This window comes from Micromonospora sp. LOL_025 (assembly GCF_048060285.1).
In the GTDB taxonomy this organism is placed as follows: Bacteria; Actinomycetota; Actinomycetes; order Mycobacteriales; family Micromonosporaceae; genus Micromonospora.
In genome coordinates this window covers 19,680-36,941 of the sequence record NZ_JBHMIR010000013.1, presented here as the reverse complement: position 1 = coordinate 36,941, position 17,262 = coordinate 19,680, and the positions used below count along the sequence as shown (strand labels likewise).

The 17,262-nt window shown below is 74.3% G+C and carries 13 protein-coding genes; 4 read left to right on the top strand and 9 right to left on the bottom strand.

The features are described 5' to 3' along the window. Positions 1 to 126 precede the first annotated feature (126 nt). Positions 127 to 3,018, bottom strand: a complete 2,892-nt coding sequence (locus tag ACFHW0_RS17780; RefSeq protein ID WP_416609160.1) for a glycoside hydrolase family 48 protein — start codon at positions 3,016 to 3,018, stop codon at positions 127 to 129. A gap of 962 nt (positions 3,019 to 3,980) precedes the next feature. Between ACFHW0_RS17780 and ACFHW0_RS17775 the strand changes: the two genes are divergently transcribed. Next, complete coding sequence (locus ACFHW0_RS17775; protein WP_416609006.1) at positions 3,981 to 5,450, top strand: GH1 family beta-glucosidase; 1,470 nt, start codon at positions 3,981 to 3,983, stop codon at positions 5,448 to 5,450. An 87-nt stretch (positions 5,451 to 5,537) separates the two neighbouring features. Here the strand turns inward: ACFHW0_RS17775 and ACFHW0_RS17770 are convergent, their stop codons facing one another. The 3 genes from ACFHW0_RS17770 to ACFHW0_RS17760 all read right to left on the bottom strand — a co-directional run bounded on the left by ACFHW0_RS17770 (position 5,538) and on the right by ACFHW0_RS17760 (position 9,967). Beyond that, positions 5,538 to 5,951: a roadblock/LC7 domain-containing protein gene (locus ACFHW0_RS17770; RefSeq protein ID WP_366643011.1), complete on the bottom strand. Its 414-nt coding sequence runs from the start codon at positions 5,949 to 5,951 to the stop codon at positions 5,538 to 5,540. A gap of 5 nt (positions 5,952 to 5,956) precedes the next feature. Continuing rightward, positions 5,957 to 8,371, bottom strand: coding sequence for a nitrate- and nitrite sensing domain-containing protein (locus tag ACFHW0_RS17765; RefSeq protein WP_416609005.1), 2,415 nt, complete (start codon positions 8,369 to 8,371; stop codon positions 5,957 to 5,959). A gap of 216 nt (positions 8,372 to 8,587) precedes the next feature. Then, positions 8,588 to 9,967, bottom strand: coding sequence for an FGGY family carbohydrate kinase (locus ACFHW0_RS17760; protein ID WP_416609003.1), 1,380 nt, complete (start codon positions 9,965 to 9,967; stop codon positions 8,588 to 8,590). A 255-nt stretch (positions 9,968 to 10,222) separates the two neighbouring features. Here ACFHW0_RS17760 and ACFHW0_RS17755 point away from each other — a divergent pair, with 255 nt between their 5' ends. After that, positions 10,223 to 12,163 carry an anthranilate synthase family protein gene (locus ACFHW0_RS17755; protein WP_416609001.1) on the top strand — a complete coding sequence of 647 codons (1,941 nt, stop codon included), beginning with the start codon at positions 10,223 to 10,225 and terminating at the stop codon, positions 12,161 to 12,163. A 136-nt stretch (positions 12,164 to 12,299) separates the two neighbouring features. Here the strand turns inward: ACFHW0_RS17755 and wrbA are convergent, their stop codons facing one another. Next, complete coding sequence (wrbA, locus tag ACFHW0_RS17750) at positions 12,300 to 12,917, bottom strand: NAD(P)H:quinone oxidoreductase (RefSeq protein WP_416608999.1); 618 nt, start codon at positions 12,915 to 12,917, stop codon at positions 12,300 to 12,302. A 116-nt stretch (positions 12,918 to 13,033) separates the two neighbouring features. On the opposite strand from wrbA, the gene ACFHW0_RS17745 reads away from it, so the two are divergent. Beyond that, complete coding sequence (locus ACFHW0_RS17745) at positions 13,034 to 13,522, top strand: GNAT family N-acetyltransferase (RefSeq protein WP_416608997.1); 489 nt, start codon at positions 13,034 to 13,036, stop codon at positions 13,520 to 13,522. A 212-nt stretch (positions 13,523 to 13,734) separates the two neighbouring features. On the opposite strand, the gene ACFHW0_RS17740 is transcribed toward ACFHW0_RS17745, so the two are convergent. From ACFHW0_RS17740 to ACFHW0_RS17730, 3 genes are all read right to left on the bottom strand, one after another. After that, positions 13,735 to 14,103 (bottom strand): DUF3037 domain-containing protein, encoded by a 369-nt coding sequence (locus ACFHW0_RS17740; protein ID WP_416608995.1) that lies wholly within the window; start codon positions 14,101 to 14,103, stop codon positions 13,735 to 13,737. Beyond that, positions 14,100 to 14,858 carry a HipA family kinase gene (locus tag ACFHW0_RS17735; RefSeq protein WP_416608993.1) on the bottom strand — a complete coding sequence of 253 codons (759 nt, stop codon included), beginning with the start codon at positions 14,856 to 14,858 and terminating at the stop codon, positions 14,100 to 14,102. Before ACFHW0_RS17735 ends, ACFHW0_RS17740 begins: the two co-directional genes overlap by 4 nt. Positions 14,859 to 14,925: 67 nt before the next feature. Next, positions 14,926 to 15,315 carry a hypothetical protein gene (locus ACFHW0_RS17730; RefSeq protein WP_416608991.1) on the bottom strand — a complete coding sequence of 130 codons (390 nt, stop codon included), beginning with the start codon at positions 15,313 to 15,315 and terminating at the stop codon, positions 14,926 to 14,928. A 126-nt stretch (positions 15,316 to 15,441) separates the two neighbouring features. Between ACFHW0_RS17730 and ACFHW0_RS17725 the strand changes: the two genes are divergently transcribed. After that, the gene (locus ACFHW0_RS17725) at positions 15,442 to 16,551 is read left to right on the top strand and encodes a winged helix DNA-binding domain-containing protein (protein ID WP_416608989.1); all 1,110 of its coding nucleotides are present in this window, start codon (positions 15,442 to 15,444) and stop codon (positions 16,549 to 16,551) included. A gap of 134 nt (positions 16,552 to 16,685) precedes the next feature. On the opposite strand, the gene ACFHW0_RS17720 is transcribed toward ACFHW0_RS17725, so the two are convergent. Next, positions 16,686 to 17,261 (bottom strand): hypothetical protein, encoded by a 576-nt coding sequence (locus ACFHW0_RS17720; RefSeq protein ID WP_416608988.1) that lies wholly within the window; start codon positions 17,259 to 17,261, stop codon positions 16,686 to 16,688. Position 17,262: the final 1 nt, after the last annotated feature.

Here is a 17,262-nt window from a genome sequence, read left to right as displayed (position 1 = left end):
TTGACCGGCCCACCCCGGCCTGACCGTGGGAGTCAGGCCGTCCGCCGACCGGGCGTCTCCGTTCCCCCAGGCCCGCCCGGCCGGCCTCCGGGCGGGCGGGCCGCGCCACCCACCCGGAGGAGTCGGTCAGCCGTTGGGGAACAGCTTTCCGTAGTCGGCGTACGCCATGGCGACGTCCGCCTGGGCCCAGAACCGGTGGTACTTGAACTCCGGCTCGGGGCCGCCGTCCAGGTACGCCTGGACCTTCGGCCAGGCCGGGTCGTTCTTGTAGAAGGAGCGGATGTCGAGGAAGCTCTTGCCTGCGGCGATGGGGTCACCGTTGGCCATGGTCCCCGTCCAGCCCGGCGGCACGTAGAGGCCCTGGCCGGTGCTGGCGTCGTAGACGTCGTCGAAGCGGCGGTAGTCGCCGCGCTTCTCCACCGTGGAGACGCCCTGGGCGTCGCTGGCCGCGTGCAGCGCGTCCAGCAGCCCCTTGGCGGTGTTCTTCGCCGCCACGTTGCCCGACTTCGCCGCGTACGCGATGAGGGTGCGGGCGTAGGCGGCGGCGATGCCGACGTCCTGGCCCTTCACCGTGACCTCGACGTGCAGGTTGGTGTTGGGCTGCGGGTTGGCCGGGTTCCAGGTGGTCGGCTGGCCGGTCCACTTCATGTCCGACGGGATCGACCAGTTGGTGCCCAGCGTGGTGTTGGCGATCGCCCACGGCACCCACTTGTCGAGCAGCGCCTTGGCCTTGGCGTTGCCGGTCTCCAGGTACAGCTCGGCGATGCGCTGCATCGACCAGGCCTGCATGCCGAACCACTGGTTCGACGGCGGGTCGTTGTAGACCGGGTCGACGTCGTAGTACATGCCGTAGAAGGTCGACGTGCCGGCCGGGGGCTGGCCGTAGTGGCCGCCCCAGCTGTTGGTCGCGCCGCCGGCGATGCCGCCCTCGGCGGACTGGAGCCAGGTGTAGAACTCCAGCTGCCGCTCCAGGCTCTTGGTCCAGTCGGTGACCGCGGTCGGCGACTTCGGCTTGAGCTCGTTGACGTTGGTCAGCGCCCAGGCCGCGAACGGGTTCTGGTAGCCGAAGTGGTTGTGGCTGGAGCCGATCCGCCACGACCAGTTCTGGTTCGGCTCGTACGCGCCGCCCCACGCGTAGTACCAGGACATCAGGTAGTGCGCCGAGTCCTTTCCGGTGCCGGCCGGGCAGGTGGCGGCCCCGACGCAGTTGCCGATCTTCTTGAAGTACTTGTCGAACATGGCGTAGCGCAGGTAGTCACCCATCTTCGCGGCCTTGGCCACGGTGGCCGCCACGTCGGCCTCCTTGCCCTGCTCCTTGGCCCACGTCAGGGCCCAGTACGCGGCCTGCACGGCGCGGGCGTCGGCGTCGGGGGCGTTGGTGTACTTCCACTGCTTCGCCGGTGCGTTCGCCTCCTTGACGAACAGGTCGAGGTAGCCGTTGCGGCCGCCGTGGGCGAAGGTGTCGCAGGACGGCTGCGGCACGGTCTCCCACACCGACTCCTGGGTGCCCCGCTGGAAGGTGTTGATGTACGCCGGCCGGGTGGTGCCGTCGCCGCAGCGGCCGTAGCCGTAGGTGTTGTCCACGTCGAGCAGCCAGTGCATGCCGTAGATGTCACCGGTGCCGTAGGTGTTCTGCAGCTCCGAGCGCAGCGGGTCCTGGCCGACCGGCACGTTCGGCTCCAGCGCCGACGGGTACTGGCTGGGCAGGTCGTGCTCGGCGGCGTACTGCGCGGTGCCGGCCGCGCCCGCGGTGGGCTGGTCGGCGTGCGACGGGATGATGTACTTCTCCATGACGTTCCAGGCGTTGTTGAACGGCGCCCAGTTCTGGGTCACCCGCCCGTACTGGGCCTCCAGCCAGAGCCAGAAGCTGAACGCCTCGGAGGTCGTCTCGTGGCCGTGGTCGGGCGCCTCGACGATCAGCGTCTCGATCGAGTGGTACGGCACGCCCTCGGGGCTGAAGTAACCCGAGTTCTTGATCTTGCCGTACTGGTCGAGGAACCGCTTGACGTAGGTGTTGTCCCCGCCGCCGTTGTCGTTGTCGATCTCGGTGGCGGTGATCGCCAGCGGCGCGTAGCCGGTGGCCGAGGCGGTGACGGTGGCGGTGCCGCCGAGCGTGTCGGCGTCCTCCGCCGCCGCGACGGTCACGTTCACCCCGGTGTTCCAGTTGCTCGGGGTCAGCGTCACCGAGGCCGGCGAGACGGTGATGTCGGTGTCGCCGGTGCGGGCGAGGGAGACCGGCACGTTGGCCGTCGGCGCGGCGCTGAGCTTGACGTTGACCGTCGAGCTGCCGCCCTCGGTCACGCTCACCGCCGACGGGGTGGCGACCAGCACCGGCCCGGACGCCGCCGTGACGGTGAAGGACTTCTCCGCGGTGGCGGTCAGGTTCGCGTTGTCGTACGCCTTGGCCTGCACCGTGTACGCGCCGGCGGGCAGGTCTTCGAGGGTGTAGCCGTACGGGGCGGTGGTGTCGGTGTTGACCAGCAGGCCGTTGCGGTAGAACTCGACCTTGCTGATCGTCCCGTCCGGGTCGCTGGCGGTGGCGCTCAGCGGCACGTCGGCGGGGGCCTCGAAGGGGCCGGCCGGCACGGTGAGCCCGACCGTCGGCGGCTGCTGCTGGGCGCCGCCGCAGGTCACGCCGTTGACCGAGAACGACGTCGGCTTCGGGTTGGTGCCGCCGTGCGCGCCGTTGAAGCCGATGCTGGTCGAGGCGCCGGTGCCGAGGTTGCCGTTGTAGGACTCGTTGACGGCCGTGACCTGGTTGCCGGTCTGGCTCCACTTGGCCGACCAGCCCTGGGTCACCCGCTGGTCGCCGGGGAAGGCGAACTTCAACGTCCAGCCGTTGATCGGGTCGCCGAGGTTCTTGATGGTGACGTTGGCGGTGAAGCCGTTGTTCCAGTCGCTGGTCGCGTAGACCACGTCGCAGGCGGGGGCGGCCTGTGCGGCGCCGGCCGGCAGGGTCACCCCGCCGACGGCGAGCGCGGCGGCGGCGACCATCGCCAGGCGGCGACGTCTTGCCAGATTTCTCATGTGCGCGGTGTCTCCTCGGACCTGGCCGGGGACGAAGGGCCCCGGCGGGGCGCCCTCCCGCGAACGGGGATGCGGGGCGCCCGGGGATGGTGGTCGCCCCGGCCCGAGGCCGGGGGTACGGCGGGCGGCGCCCCCTGCGGGGCGGCTGCTCCACCGACTGCGTCGGATGCCGTACCGGAGAACGACCGGCTGCCCTCGGCGACCCACGCTTGCGCGATCTGGCTCCGCGTCGCGGTGGCGACAGTGTGCCACGCATGGAAGCGCTCCCACAATGGCCGGAGGCGCACCGAAGCAGCAACATGTTTCGATCTCGTTTTGGGGCTTTCACAAAGCCGTGACGGGCGTTACAGTCGCAGCATCAGTCGATGGGAGCGCTTCCATCGACGGAGGTGCAATTAGAAGATCACCCGGGACTCGTCGACGACGGGGCCCGGGGAGTCAGCCCGAGGGCTGACGGCGGGCCAGCCCGGACACCGCCGTCAGCCATTCCCACCGACACGGAGGGAGGTGGATCCTCTAGCCACTCGCGTGGCCCGGCTCCCGCGCGACACGCACGACAGGACGCCAATTCCGCCCGTGCGTGTGCAGCAATGGTGGGGACGGGGGTTGCCCTCCCCCGTCCCCACACACTAAACCCCCCGCCACGATGGGAAAAGAGGCCGACGGGACTGGCCGTGTCGCCGTTCCGACCGGCCTCGTCCGCTGTCCGCCCGTACCGCCCGGTCGACGCCCCGCGCCCCGGCGCCCCGCGTCCCGCGGCCGGCCACCCGAGCGCCGGCGCCCCCGCGCGCCCCCGCTCCCGCACCGCCGCCACGGGCGCACGACGCACCCCTCCCGCCGCCCCGATCGCCTCCGCCCGACCGGCCGGGCGGAGGCGACCGGCCGGCGGCTCCTGCCCTATGCTGGGAGCGCTCCCGGCCCGGCGGTGGCCACGCAGACCATGAGGAGAACCGATGTCGATGCCCACCCCGCGCCCGCCCCACGGCGCCGCGCTCTCCGCCACCGCCCCCGCCACCACGACCGGCACCGCGACGCGCGACGCCGCCGTGGCGGGCGACGGGCACCGGACCGACGGCCCCGCGCCGCGCCCCGACGAGGCGCCGGCGGCCGGCCTGCGCTTCCCCCCCGGTTTCGGCTGGGGGGCGGCCACCTCCGCCTACCAGATCGAGGGCGCGGCAAAGGAGGACGGCCGGGGCGAGTCGATCTGGGACACCTTCAGCCGCACGCCGGGCCGCACCCGCAACGGCGACACCGGCGACGTCGCCGCCGACCACTACCACCGGTACGCCGAGGACCTGGACCTGATGCGCGACATCGGGCTGGACAGCTACCGGTTCTCCATCTCCTGGCCGCGCGTGCAGGCCGACGGCACCGGCGCACCCAACCAGCGCGGGCTCGACTTCTACCGCCGTCTCGTCGACGGGCTGCACGAGCGGGGCATCGCGCCGATGGCGACGCTGTTCCACTGGGACCTGCCGCAGGCCCTCCAGGACGCCGGCGGCTGGGAGTCGCGCGACGTCGCCCACCGGTTCGCCGACTACGCCGAGATCGTCTTCCGCGCGCTCGGCGACCGGGTGCCGGTCTGGCTCACCGTCAACGAGCCGAAGACGGTGGTGCAGAACGGCTACCTCGAGGGCCACCACGCCCCCGGCCGGCAGGACCCGGACGCCGCGTACCTGGTCGCCCACCATCTCCAGCTGGCCCACGGGCTCGCCGTCGCGGCGCACCGCGCCACCGGCTCCGGCCGGATCGGCCCGGCGCTCAACCTGCACCCCTGCTACCCGGCCGACGACTCGCCCGAGGCCGCCCGGGCCGCCCGGCTCTACGACGGCTACGAGAACCGCCTCTACCTCGACCCGATCCTCACCGGCCGCTACCCACAGGACGTGCTGGACGACCTCGGCCCCGACAGCCGGCTGGTCCGCGGCATCCGCGACGGCGACCTGGCCACCATCTCCGCGCCGGTCGACCTGCTCGCCGTGCAGTACTACACGCCGTACTACGTCACCGGCGACGGCGCGACGACCGGGCGCTGGCCCACCTCCCAGGCTTCCTGGCAGCAGATCCACCCCGACGGGATGTACGACATCCTGACCCGGGTGACCCGCGACTACGGCCCGATCCCGCTGACCGTCACCGAGAACGGGCTGCCCACCCCGGACATCCTCGACGCCGACGGCACGGTCGACGACGCCGGGCGGGTCACCTTCCTGCGCGACCACCTCGCCGCGGCCCACCGGGCCATGGCCGCCGGCGTGCCGCTCGAGAGCTACCACGTCTGGTCCCTGCTCGACAACTTCGAGTGGGACGCGGGCTACGACGAGCGCTGGGGCCTGGTCTACGTCGACTACCAGACCCAGCGACGCGTGCTCAAGCGCAGCGCGCACTGGTACCGCCAGGTCATTGCCGCCAACGGCCTCTGAACCCCGGACGACCGCCGCCCCGGCGCCGCAGAGCGGTGCCGGGGCGGACGCCGTGGGCGAGCACGCCGGGCGGGCGCGCCGAGCCGGTCAGCGGGGCAGGGCCTGCTGGAGTTCCGCCCGCAGCGCCGGGGTGAGCATCTCCCCCGCCTGCTTGGCCAGCCGCGCCATCTCGTAGCCGACCACACCGATGTCGGCCTCCGACCCGGCCAGCGTGGCCAGGATGGACCCGTCGCGCACCTGCATGACCAGGAAGTAGCCGCGCCCCATCTCGACGACCGTCTGCTTGACGATGTCCCCGTCGAACATCTGCGCCGCGCCCGCGGTGATGCTCATCAGCCCCGAGGTCACGGCGGCGAGCTTGTCGGCGTGGTCGCGGGGCAGGTGGTCGGAGATCGCGACCAGCAGGCCGTCGGAGGAGACCACGATGGCGTGCACCACCCCCGGCACCCGCTCCGCGAATCCGCTGACCAGCCAGCTCAGGTCGCGGGCCTCCCGGCTCAACGTCGTCATCGCTGTCCCCCTTCGGTGCGTACGCCGCCCGGCGGCATGGAAATCTCCGTGGTGTCCTCGGCCTCGGCCCGCCGTACCCCGCTGTAGAGCCGGGACAGCATTCCCCCGACCGCCTCCGGGTCCGGGTCGTGGCGTACCGCCGGCTGCTCCGGCCGCCTGACGGCGGAGAGCTGCGCCATCGGCACCCGGACGGGCAGGCCGCGCTCGTTGGTCCCGCCGGTGACCGGGACGGCCGGCGGCGTGGGCGAGCTCCCCGGCACCGGACCGGGCGACGGCCCCTGCCGGGACCACCAGCCCCCGCCGGTCGCCGCGGACGGCCGGGCCGCCGGGGCGAGCACGTCCTCGGCCCGCACCGGCACCGACCGGGCCTGCCGGGGCGGGACCTCGGGTCGGCGCCCGGCCACCGGCAGCTCGCCCGCGGGCCGCGCACCGCCCCACACCGGCGGCCGTCCGGCCACCGGCGCCCCGTCCCAGGTCGTGCCGGCCGCCGAGGCGGTCAGCATCCGGGCCGGGGCGGGCGCCTCCCGCTCGGGTGCCGGCGCCAGCAGGTCACCGGGCAGCCGTACCCGGGCGACGAGGCCGTCCTCGCCGCCGTCCAGGCGCACCTCGACGCGCAGCCGGGCGGCCAGGTGGCTCACCACGAACAGGCCCATCCGCTCGACCGTGGCCACGTCGGCGGCCGGCGGGGTGGCGAGGACGGCGTTCGCCTCGGCCAGCGCCGCCGGGCTCATGCCGAGCCCCCGGTCGGTGATCTCGATGAGCGCGCCGGCGCCCTCGGCCCGGGCGGTGACCGCCACGACCGTGTCGGGACGGGAGAAGGAGGTGGCGTTCTCCAGCAGCTCGGCCAGGACGTGGACCAGCTCGCCGACGGCGTGGCCGACGACGTGCAGGTCGGCGACCGCCCCGTGCCGCACCCGCTCGTACTGCTCGATCTCGGCGCTGGCGGCGAGCAGCATCGCGCCCAGCCCCACCGGCCGGTTCCACCGGCGGGTCGACTCGGTCCCGGCGAGCACCAGCAGGCTGTCGTCGTTGCGCCGCATGCGGGCGGCCAGGTGGTCGAGCTTGAAGAGGTTCTCCAGCTGGTCCGGATCGCTCTCCTCGCGCTCCAGGTCGTCGAGCAGCTCCAACTGGCGCTCCACGAGCACCTGGCTGCGCCGGGCGAGGTTGACGAACATCGCGTTGACGTTGCGCCGGGTGGTCGCCTGTTCGACCGCGACGTTGACCGCGCTGCGGTGCACCGCGACGAACGCCTCCGCCAGCTCGCCGATCTCGTCGAGCGAACGGACCACCGCCGGCGGGACCTCGATGGTCGGGACGCCCCCGGTCACGGTACGCAGCCGGTCCAGGGCGTCCGGCAGCTCCAGCTGGGCGATCCGCAGCGCCTGGCCGCGCAGCAGCCGCATCGACCGGGCGATGGACCGGCCGACGAGCACGGAGATGAGCAGGGCCACCAGCAGCACCGAGAGGATGCTGCCGACGACCAGCAGCGTGGTCCGCAGCTGCGCCGCGCTCACCTCGTCGGCCTGCCGTACGGCGTCGTCGAGCACCGACGCCTCGACGCGACGGAGCAGCTCCTGACGCTGCTCGCCGGCCGCCCACCACTGTGGCGCCGGCAGCACGCTCGGCGCGGCCCCGACAGCCAGGCTCTGCTCCTCCAGCCGGGTGGCCGCCAGGAACGCCGGGTCCGTCGAGGTCTCGTCGTAGCGGCGGACCTGCTCGGTGGTGGCGGCGACCCGGAACGCGCCCAGGGCGGTCAGCTGCTGGGCGCGCAGGTCGGTCAGGACCACCTGGTCCTCCAGGCCGTACCGGCCGGCGCGGGCGGCCTCGTAGAGCTGGGCCCGGACCCGCGAGGAGAGCTCCTTGACCCGGGCGAGCTGCACGTAGCGCAGCACCGCGTCGCTGAGCGCCGGCCGGTCCTCCCCCGGCGAGGGCTCGGCGAGCAGGCGCAGCAGCGCGTCGACGGCCCGGTGGTAGTTGCTCAGGATGGTGTCGCTGCCCAGCACCGCCGGGGGGATCGCGGCCCGGATGTAGGCGACCTGGTCGTAGGCCTCGAGCACCTCCGAGTAGGCGACCCGCCAGGAGGCGTCGGCGTCGGCCAGCGGCCCGGCGGCCCGGCGCAGGTCGCGCAGCGCCTGGTCGGTGGCGGCCTGCAAGGGCTTCAGCACGACGATCGCCGCGTCCCGGTCGGCGCCCACGCTGCCGCGGCGCAGCTCGCCCAGCTCACCGGCGGCCCGGTCGCGTTCCTGCTGGAGCTGGTGCACCAGCGCGACGATCTCCCGGCCGATGCCGACCTGCTGGGCGAAGTCGCCCAGCGCGGTCGTCCGCCCCACCAGGGTGTGGGTCTGCACGCCGGCCAGCACCAGGAACGCGACCGACGGGATGACCAGCACGGTGACGAGCTTGGTGCGCATCCGCCAGTCCCGCAGGCGGAACGGGGAACGGCGACGGTGCGGTACCACCCGGACGTCGAACCGGCGCCGGCGATGCGGCGACACCGTGTCGTCGGGCGGTTCCGGACCTGCCCCCACACCTACCCCCTCCCAGTCCCGCGTCCGCCGCGAGCCGGGGAGCGGAGTCCATCCAACCAGGCCCGCGAGCCGTGTCAACGGGGCGGGCTGAGGTGCCAATCAGGAGGGTGAGGCGGTCTCGTCCGTCCGGACGATGGCGGCGAGCCGGGAGGCGTCACCGACGCGGCCCAGGGCCACCAGCGCCGCCCCGCTCGCCCCGACCTCCGGGTTGCTGCCGTACCACACCGGCCGGGGCGCGAGCGTCGCGGCGAACGTTTCCCGCCACCAGCGGGAGGCGGCCATCGCGCCCCCGCCGAGCACCACCTCGACCGACTCGTCGACGGTGGACTCCAGCACGACGAGGTCGTCGGCGACCAGGTCGCACAGACCCCGCATCAGCCCGGCCAGGATCTCGACCGCGCTGGTGCCGAAGCTCAGGCCGCCCAGCGCGCCCGAGCCGGCCGGGGCCAGGCCGGGCGGCCGGTCCCCGCCGAAGCGGACGTTCACCGGCAGGCCGCCCTCGTGCGGCACCCGAGCCAGGGCGACCTCCAGCTCGCTGCCCCCGGGCAGCCGCAGCTCCCGGTCGGCCCAGGCGAAGAGGTTCCCCCCGGAGGAGTACGCGGCGCCGGTCACCACGTGGTCGTGGTCGACCCGGTAGCGCCAGAGCTCCCCGGGCAGCGGCGGCAGCGCCTGCCCCGCCGGGACGCGCTGCACCAGCCGGACCGCCGCCGACGTGCCGACCGTCACCGCGGCCCGGCCCGGCTCGACGCAGCCCGATCCGACGTTGGACGCCGCACCGTCGCCCACCGGGCCGGCCCAGGGCACGTCGGCGAGCTGCGGCCAGCGCCGCGCGTACGCCGGCCGCAGCCGGCCCCGCCACTCGTTCGGCGCCAGCTCGGGCAGCTCGTCGGCGCGGCTGCCGGCCAGCTCGCACGCCTCCGCGTCCCAGTCCAGCGTCCGCAGGTCCAGCAGGCCCGTGCCGGAGGCCTGGGAGATCGACATGGGTACCGAGTCGAGCAGCTCGCCCAGCACGTACTCGGCCAGGCCCGCGAAGCGGGCGATCCGCCCGCCGGTGTGCCCGCGCAACCAGGGCAGCCGGATCGACCAGTAGCAGCGGTGCCACCACGTGCCGGTGCGCTGGTGGAAGTCGTCCGGGTCGGCCGGGCCGGCCGCCCCGGCGAGGGCCTCGGGGCGGGTGTCCAACCAGGTCAGCACCGACCCGAGGGGCGCGCCGTCGGCGCCGATCGGGACCACCGAGTGCCACTGCGCGGACGTCGCCACCAGCGACACGTCGCGCAGGTGCCCGGCGGCGGCCAGCTCGTCCAGGCACGCCGCCAGGCAGGCCAGGTAGCCGGGGCCGTCCAGCGTGCCGGTGCCGTCGTCGTGCACGACGAGACTCACCTTGCGTCGGGCCAGCGCGCCGGGCAGCGGGCGGGCGTCCGTGTCCAGCACGAGTCCGCGTACCGAGGAGGTGCCCAGGTCGAGCGCGAGAATGTTCATCGCGGGTCAAGTTACCCGGTGCGCCGCGCCGCGGCGTCCCAGCGGGTGGGCCGTACGCCCGATCGGCTTTCCGGTGCCCGCGCGGGGCCGTAGGGTGATCCCATGCTCGCGCACCTGTCCTGCTGGTGGCCCGCCGAACCGGCGGCCATCCCCCGCGCGTAGCTTCCCACGCGGCCGCCCGACGAGGCGGCCGCCGGTCTCTCCCCGGCCCTCCCGGTCGCCCCCGCCAGGCGCCGCCCGGCCCGAGGAGACCCCATGACCGACCTGACCGAGCTGCTCGCCACCGCCGTCGGCGGCGGCGACCCCGGCCCGTTCGCGCTCGTCCGCCGCGAGGGCGCCGCGCGCCTGGAGCTGTTCACCGGCGCGGTACGCACGGCGGACCGGCTCGCCGACGTCCCCCTGCCCGGCGGGGAGCCCGGCCCCCGGACGCTGGCGCTGGTGCCCTACCGGCAGATCACCGAGCGTGGCTTCGCCTGCGTCGACGACGGCGTCCCGCTGGAGTTCCTCGAGATCGCCCGGCACGAGCGGATCGAGCTGGCCGAGGCGCTCGCCGCGCTGCCCGACGTGCCCGTCCGCACCGCCGATGCCGGCTTCGACGTCACCGACGACGAGTACGCCGCCACCGTCGGCCGGGTGCTCGCCGAGGAGATCGGGCGCGGCGAGGGCGCCAACTTCGTCATCCACCGCTGCCTGCGCGCCACCGTGCAGGGCCCGCCGCTGGTCGCCGCGCTGGCCGCGTTGCGCCGGCTGCTGCGGGGCGAGCGCGGGGCGTACTGGACCTTCCTGGTGCACACCGGCACCCGGATCCTGGTTGGGGCCAGCCCCGAACGGCACGTCAGCGTCGACGACGGCCTGGTCATGATGAACCCGATCAGCGGCACCTTCCGGCACACCGGCGCGGGCGCCGACCGGGCCGCGCTGCTGCGCTTCCTCGCCGACCCCAAGGAGGTCGAGGAGCTGTACATGGTGCTCGACGAGGAGCTGAAAATGATGGCCACGGTCGCCGAGCACGGCGGCCAGGTCGTCGGGCCCTACCTCAAGGAGATGTCCCACCTGGCCCACACGGAGTACCTGCTCGCCGGCCGGGGCACGAAGGACGTACGCGAGGTGCTGCGGGAGACCATGTTCGCGCCCACCGTCACCGGCAGCCCGATGGAGAACGCCTGCCGGGTCATCGCCCGGCACGAGCGCACCGGGCGGCGCTACTACGCCGGGGTGCTGGCGCTGCTCGGCCGCGACGACGCCGGCCGGCAGACCCTGGACGCGCCGATCCTGATCCGTACCGCCGAGATCTCCCCCGCCGGCGAACTGCGGGTGCCGGTCGGGGCCACCCTGGTGCGGCACTCCACGGCCGAGGGCGAGGTGGCCGAGACGCACGCCAAGGCGGCCGGCGTGCTGGCCGCGCTGGGCCTCGGCCCGCAGGCGCCCGCAGGCGGTCCGGAGCCCGCCGTACGCCTCGCCGACGACCCGGAGGTACGGGCGGCGCTGGCCGCGCGCAACGCGCCGCTGGCCCGGTTCTGGCTGGACCAGCGGTCGCCGGGCGCCGGTGGCCTGCCCGGGCTGGCCGGCCGGCGGGCGCTGATCGTCGACGGCGAGGACACCTTCACCGGCATGCTGGCCCACCAGTTGGGCGCGCTCGGTCTCGCCGTGACACTGCGGCCGTGGCACGCCGCCGGCCCGGTCGACGGCCACGACCTGGTGGTGGTCGGCCCCGGTCCGGGCGACCCGGGCAGCGCCACCGAGCCGAAGATGCGCACGATGCGCGGGCTGCTCGCCGGGCTGCTCGCCGAGGGCCGGCCCACCCTGGCCGTCTGCCTGGGCCACCAGTTGCTCGCCGGCCTGCTCGGGCTGGCGCCGCACCGCCGGGACGCGCCCTACCAGGGGCTCCAGCGGGAGGTGGACGTATTCGGCACGCGCCGCCGGGTCGGCTTCTACTCCACCTTCACCGCGCGCGCCGACGCCGACCGGCTGGCCACCCCGTACGGCCCGGTGGAGCTGGCCCGGGACGCCGCGGACGGCGCGGTGCACGCGCTGCGCGGGCGGGGGTTCGCGGGGGTGCAGTTCCATCCGGAGTCGGTGCTCAGCCCCGATGGCGTGGCCGTCCTCGCCGACCTGCTGAGCGGGCTGCTGCCGGCGCCGGCGGGACATCCGTCGACGGCCGCCGGGAGGTTGTCGGGTGCGACCGAGCGCGCATAGCCGACCCGATCGGGGGTAGGGGTGCTGCGACCGGCGGCCCGGACGGGTCGAGAGCCCCCGCCCGAGCCGCCGGTCGCACCGGCTCAGGCCGATCGACCGGCAGCGCCGGCTCAGGCCGATCGACCGCAGCGCCGGCTCAGGCGGCCAGGCCCGCCCTGAGCGCCGCGCCGATCTGCACCGCGCGCCTGGCGGTCAAGGCGCAGGCACCGAGCGCGATGTCGTCCGGCGCCGTCTCGCCGTTGTTGCTGGTGTGCGAGGCGCCGTAGGGGTTGCCGGCGACGAACTGGCTCGGGTCGGTGTAGCCGGGGGTCACCACCACCCCGCCCCAGTGGTAGAAGACGTTGAACATCGACAGCAGGGTGGCCTCCTGACCGCCGTGCGAGGTGGCCGTCGAGCAGAACGCGGAATAGACCTTGTTCGCCAGCGCGCCCTGCGACCACAACGGCCCGGTGGTGTCCATGAACTGCTTGAGCTGGGCGGCCATCACGCCGTACCGGGTCGGGGTCCCGAAGATCACCACGTCGGCCCACGACAGGTCGTCCAGCTGGACCTCGGGGACGTCCTGGGTCTCCATGTGATGCGCGTGCCAACCCGAGTTGGAACGGATCGCCTCGTCCGGCGCCAGCTCGCGCACCTTGCGCAGCCGCACCTCGGCACCCGCCTCGCCGGCGGCTTCGCACACCGCCTGCGCCATCTGGTACGTGATGCCGGTGGCGCTGTAGTAGATCACCGCGACCTTGGTCTGGGCAGCCATCGGGTGTTCCCTCCTCATGTCGGGTCAGCTCCGGCGACTACCCGGTGTTTACGCCGTCAAACGGTCATCCGGGGATCGCGCGCCCGGCCCGCCCGCCGGGGGCGATGCTGGGAGACATGGAGATCAGAGCCGCGACGACCGACGACTGGCCACTGATCTGGCCCTTCCTGCGGGAGATCGTGGCGGCCGGCGAGACGTACACCTGGCCCCGGGACGTCGACGAGGAGCGGGCCCGGGCGATGTGGCTGGTGCCGCCGCCGGGCCGCACGGTCGTCGCGGTCGACCCGGACGGCACGGTGCTCGGCTCGGCCAAGCTGGTGCCCAACCAGCTCGGACCGGGCGACCACGTCGCCAACGCCAGCTTCATGGTCGCCCCGGTCGCCGGCGGGCGCGGGGTGGGTCGGGCCCTCGGCGAGCACGTGCTGGCGCTCGCCCGCGCCGAGGGCTACCGGGCCATGCAGTTCAACGCCGTCGTGGCGATCAACACCCGCGCGGTGGCGCTCTGGCGGTCCCTCGGCTTCGAGGTGGTCGGGCGGGTGCCGGAGGCGTTCCGGCACCCCGTCCGGGGCTTCGTGGACCTGCTCGTCATGCACCGCCGACTGTGACGTCCCGCTGCCCCGACGGTGCCGGCCCCGCGGCCGACGGTAGCTCAAGATGTCCGCAAGTTTCGATGCGTTGGGGTACCGGCCGACCGTCGGTCGGGGATGCTGGTCCCACGGCGCCGGCGGACCGGCAACCGCCCGGCACCGGCCACCCTGAACGGGGGATCGCGCTGCGCCGGCAACGTCGCCGGCGAAGCGCGATCAGGAAAACCGGGTCAGCGCACCAGCGCGTCCATCAGCCGCTCCAGTTCGGCCGGCGGATCGGCGGTCAGCCCGGTGTGCACCGGGCCGGTCTGGATCATCGTGCTGCGCGGGGCGGCCAACCAGCGGAACCGCTCCCCCAGTCGCATCCCGCCCGACGGGCCGTCGCCGGCGCAGGTCCGGTCCCAGGAGTCCAGCACGGCCGCCACCGCGGCGAGGTCGACCTGCGGGGCCAGCGCCCGCACCCGGCCGGCGTCCAGATGGGTACGCACACCGAGGAAGTCCCGCCGCTGGCAGTAGAGCAGCACGCCGACGTTGACCTGCTCGCCGCGTTCCACCCGGGGCACCAGCCGCACGACGGCGTACTCGAAGGGTTCCCTCACGCCGCGCTCCCCTGCGGCAGCCAGTCGTCCCGGCGCGCGACCCGGCGGGCCAGATGGTCCACGTACGCCGCGCGGGCCGCGTCGGCGGAGTCGAAGTCGGCGCCGGCCAGCCAGCCGTCGGGCACCAGCGCCAGCACCTCGGCCAGCAGCTCCCGGGTCACCCGCGGGGCCAACTCGGCATCCGCCTCGGCCACCCGGGTCGCGTAGGACGCCAGCACGTGGTCGTCGGCCCGGTACGGCCGGTGCACCGCCGCCTCGGCGCGCGGCCAGTTGTGGTGGAAGTACAGGCAGGCGCCGTGGTCGATCAGCCAGAGTTCGCGGTGCCAGACGAGCAGGTTCGGGTTGCGCCAGCTGCGGTCGACGTTCTCCACGTACGCGTCGAACCAGAGCACCCGGGAGGCGAGCGCCGGCTCGACGGGGTGCGCCACCGGGTCGTAGCCGAGCGCCCCGGGCAGGAAGTCCATGCCCAGGTTGGCGCCGCCACTGTTGCGCAGCAGCTCCTGCACCTCCTGGTCGGGCTCCGCGCGCCCGATCACCGGGTCGATGTCGAGCACCACCAGCGGCGGCACCGCCAGCCCCAGCCGACGGGCCAGTTCGCCGCAGACCACCTCGGCGACCAGCGCCTTGGGCCCCTGCCCGGCGCCCCGGAACTTCGCCACGTACGTGCCGAGGTCGTCGGCCTCCACCACGCCGGGCAGCGAGCCGCCCTCACGCAGCGCGGTGACGTACCGGATCCCGCAGACCTCTCGGAGCACGGGACCACCCTAGCCGGGCGCACGTGCTCGCACCGCGCGCCCGGCCTGCCGCGGCAGGGGTGCCGGGTCAGTTGTCGAGGCGGTCGCGCAGGTCGTCGACCTCCTGCTGGATCCGGTCCACGCCGCCCTCGTTGTTGAGGAAGGTGGTGACCCCGGCGGCGAAGGCCAGCCCGATCAGCACCGCCAGGGCGCTGAGCACCAGGCCGCCGATCGCCACGCCCCGGCCGGTCACCCCGGGTCGACCGGCCATCTTGAGCCCGACGATGCCCAGGATCACGCCGATGATGCCGAGCAGCAGGCCGATCCAGGACAGGATCACGGTCAACACGCTGATCAGCGCGGCCACCCCGAAGACCAGGGCGAAGGCGGCGGCGGCGCTGGTCTTGGCGGCCGGGCCGCCCCGGCCGGCACGGGTCGGTACGCCGGCGCCCCGGGCCGGCTCACTGGACGCGGTCATGTCGCTCCCTCCGGGCGCGCGGACGGCGCGCCTGCTGGCCGGCCGCTTTCCCACTGCGACGGCGGTCATGCGTCGGATGTCGGAGGTGCGCCCTAGGCTGGTGCCCCACCCGAGCGGAGGAGCCTGATGCCAGCGGAGCTGACCGGGCGCGAGGCGCTCGCGCTGCGGATGACCGGCCTGCTGCTGCGCCCGCACCCCACGGTGCGCCCCGCGGGGGTGGCGGGCGTGGCGGAGTGGTTCGGGGCCATGCAGGCGCAGGACCTGGCCAGCGGCATGTGGTCGCTCGGGGTGCGGCTGCCCGCGCTCGGCCACGCCGACGTGCACGCCGCGCTGGAGCGCCGGGAGGCGCTGCGCACCTGGCCGATGCGGGGCACCGTGCACCTCGTGCCGCCCCGCGACGCCCGCTGGATGCTGGAGCTGACCGGCGTACGCTCGCTGGCCGGCGCCGCCACCCGCCGCGCGCAGCTCGGGCTGACCGAGACCGACACCGACCGCGCGCTCGACGTGCTCGGCGCCGCGCTGGCCGGCGGCGGCCGGCTCACCCGGGCCCGGTGCCTGGCCGCGCTGGAGGCGGCCGGCATCGACACCGGCGAGCAGCGCGGCTACCACCTGCTCTGGTACGCCAGCGTCCGCGGCGTCACCTGCCTCGCGCCCAACGTCGGCACCGAGCAGACCTTCGCCCTGCTCGACGAGTGGGCGCCCGACGCGCGCCGGCCGGAGCGGGACGAGGCCCTCGCGATCCTCGCCCGCCGTTACGTGCGGGGGCACGGGCCCGTCACCGACCGGGAGTTCGCCGGCTGGACGGGGCTGACGCTCACCGACGCGCGCCGGGGCTTCGCGGCGGCCGGCGACGCCCTCACGACGGTGCGGGTGGACGGGCAGGAGGCGCTCGTCGACGCGGCCCTGCTCGACGCGCCCCGCGCGTCGGTCGACGACCTGCTGGTGCTGCCCGGCTTCGACGAGTACCTGCTGGGCTTCAAGGACCGCTCGCTGATGCTGGATCCCGCCAACGCCGACGCGATCGTGCCGGGGCGCAACGGCGTCTTCCAGCCCACGGTCGTCCACGACGGGCGGGTCGTGGGCACGTGGAAGCGCACGGTCGGCAGGACCCGGGTGACGGTCTCGGTGTTCCCGCTGGTGCCCCTCGACGAGCCGACCCGGGCCCGCGTGGCGGACGCGCTGGGCCGCTACGCCGACTTCCTGGGCCTGCCGCTCCGGATCGACTGGCCCGGTTGACCTCGGTACGACGCAACCGCCCGGGCTGGTGCCCGGACGGTTGCTCGACGGGCTCGACCGGGCCGGCGGCGCAAGGGCTCGTCGTGACGCTCGGGCCCCACCCCGGTCAGCCGCAGCGGGTGGCGTCGCCCCGATCAGTTCGGGCGAGTGGACCGTAGTCCTGTCCCGGCCAGCACCGCCTCGACGGCGTCGTCGAGGGAATCCTGCGGGGCCGGCACGCGCAGCCGCTCGTACAGCTCGGCGGGCTTGTTCAATCGGGCGTCGGACAGGTAGCCGTACTCGTCGACGACCTTCCCGCCAGCGCACTCTGCCAGGGCGATGATCGCGGCGATGCCCACTACCTTCGATGCCGGTGTCCGCTTGGCGGTCACCCAGGCGAACAAGCCCGTCTCCGGATCCTCCGGATCCTCCGTCTCCGGCTGGAACTGGCTGATGCTGACCAGGACTGCAGCATCCCAATCGGGGACCTCGAAATAGACATCCGGCTGCGGCGGTTCCGCGCGGTCGGGATCGATCCGCAGCCCGAGCACGGACTCTTCCACCGGGCCGCTCGGGCCACCACGACGCCGGCTGAGGGTGGCCTCACGCGCCTCCACCCGCCCGCGGGCGTCCGGCCAGCCCAGTAGACCGGCCAGCCGGACGCCCGTCAGGTCGAGCGCGTCACGAAGGGTGAAGGTACGGTTCACCCTGCTGTGCCACTCGATCGCCATT

Excerpts from the sequence above, each read along its gene's own strand:
- wrbA (WP_416608999.1), bottom strand. The coding sequence starts at position 12,917 with ATGGCTGCCCAGACCAAGGTCGCGGTGATCTACTACAGCGCCACCGGC.
- ACFHW0_RS17745 (WP_416608997.1), top strand. The coding sequence starts at position 13,034 with ATGGAGATCAGAGCCGCGACGACCGACGACTGGCCACTGATCTGGCCC.
- ACFHW0_RS17775 (WP_416609006.1), top strand. The coding sequence starts at position 3,981 with ATGTCGATGCCCACCCCGCGCCCGCCCCACGGCGCCGCGCTCTCCGCC.
- ACFHW0_RS17765 (WP_416609005.1), bottom strand. The coding sequence starts at position 8,371 with ATGCGCACCAAGCTCGTCACCGTGCTGGTCATCCCGTCGGTCGCGTTC.
- ACFHW0_RS17730 (WP_416608991.1), bottom strand. The coding sequence starts at position 15,315 with ATGACCGCGTCCAGTGAGCCGGCCCGGGGCGCCGGCGTACCGACCCGT.
- ACFHW0_RS17725 (WP_416608989.1), top strand. The coding sequence starts at position 15,442 with ATGCCAGCGGAGCTGACCGGGCGCGAGGCGCTCGCGCTGCGGATGACC.
- ACFHW0_RS17755 (WP_416609001.1), top strand. The coding sequence starts at position 10,223 with ATGACCGACCTGACCGAGCTGCTCGCCACCGCCGTCGGCGGCGGCGAC.
- ACFHW0_RS17760 (WP_416609003.1), bottom strand. The coding sequence starts at position 9,967 with ATGAACATTCTCGCGCTCGACCTGGGCACCTCCTCGGTACGCGGACTC.
- ACFHW0_RS17720 (WP_416608988.1), bottom strand. The coding sequence starts at position 17,261 with ATGGCGATCGAGTGGCACAGCAGGGTGAACCGTACCTTCACCCTTCGT.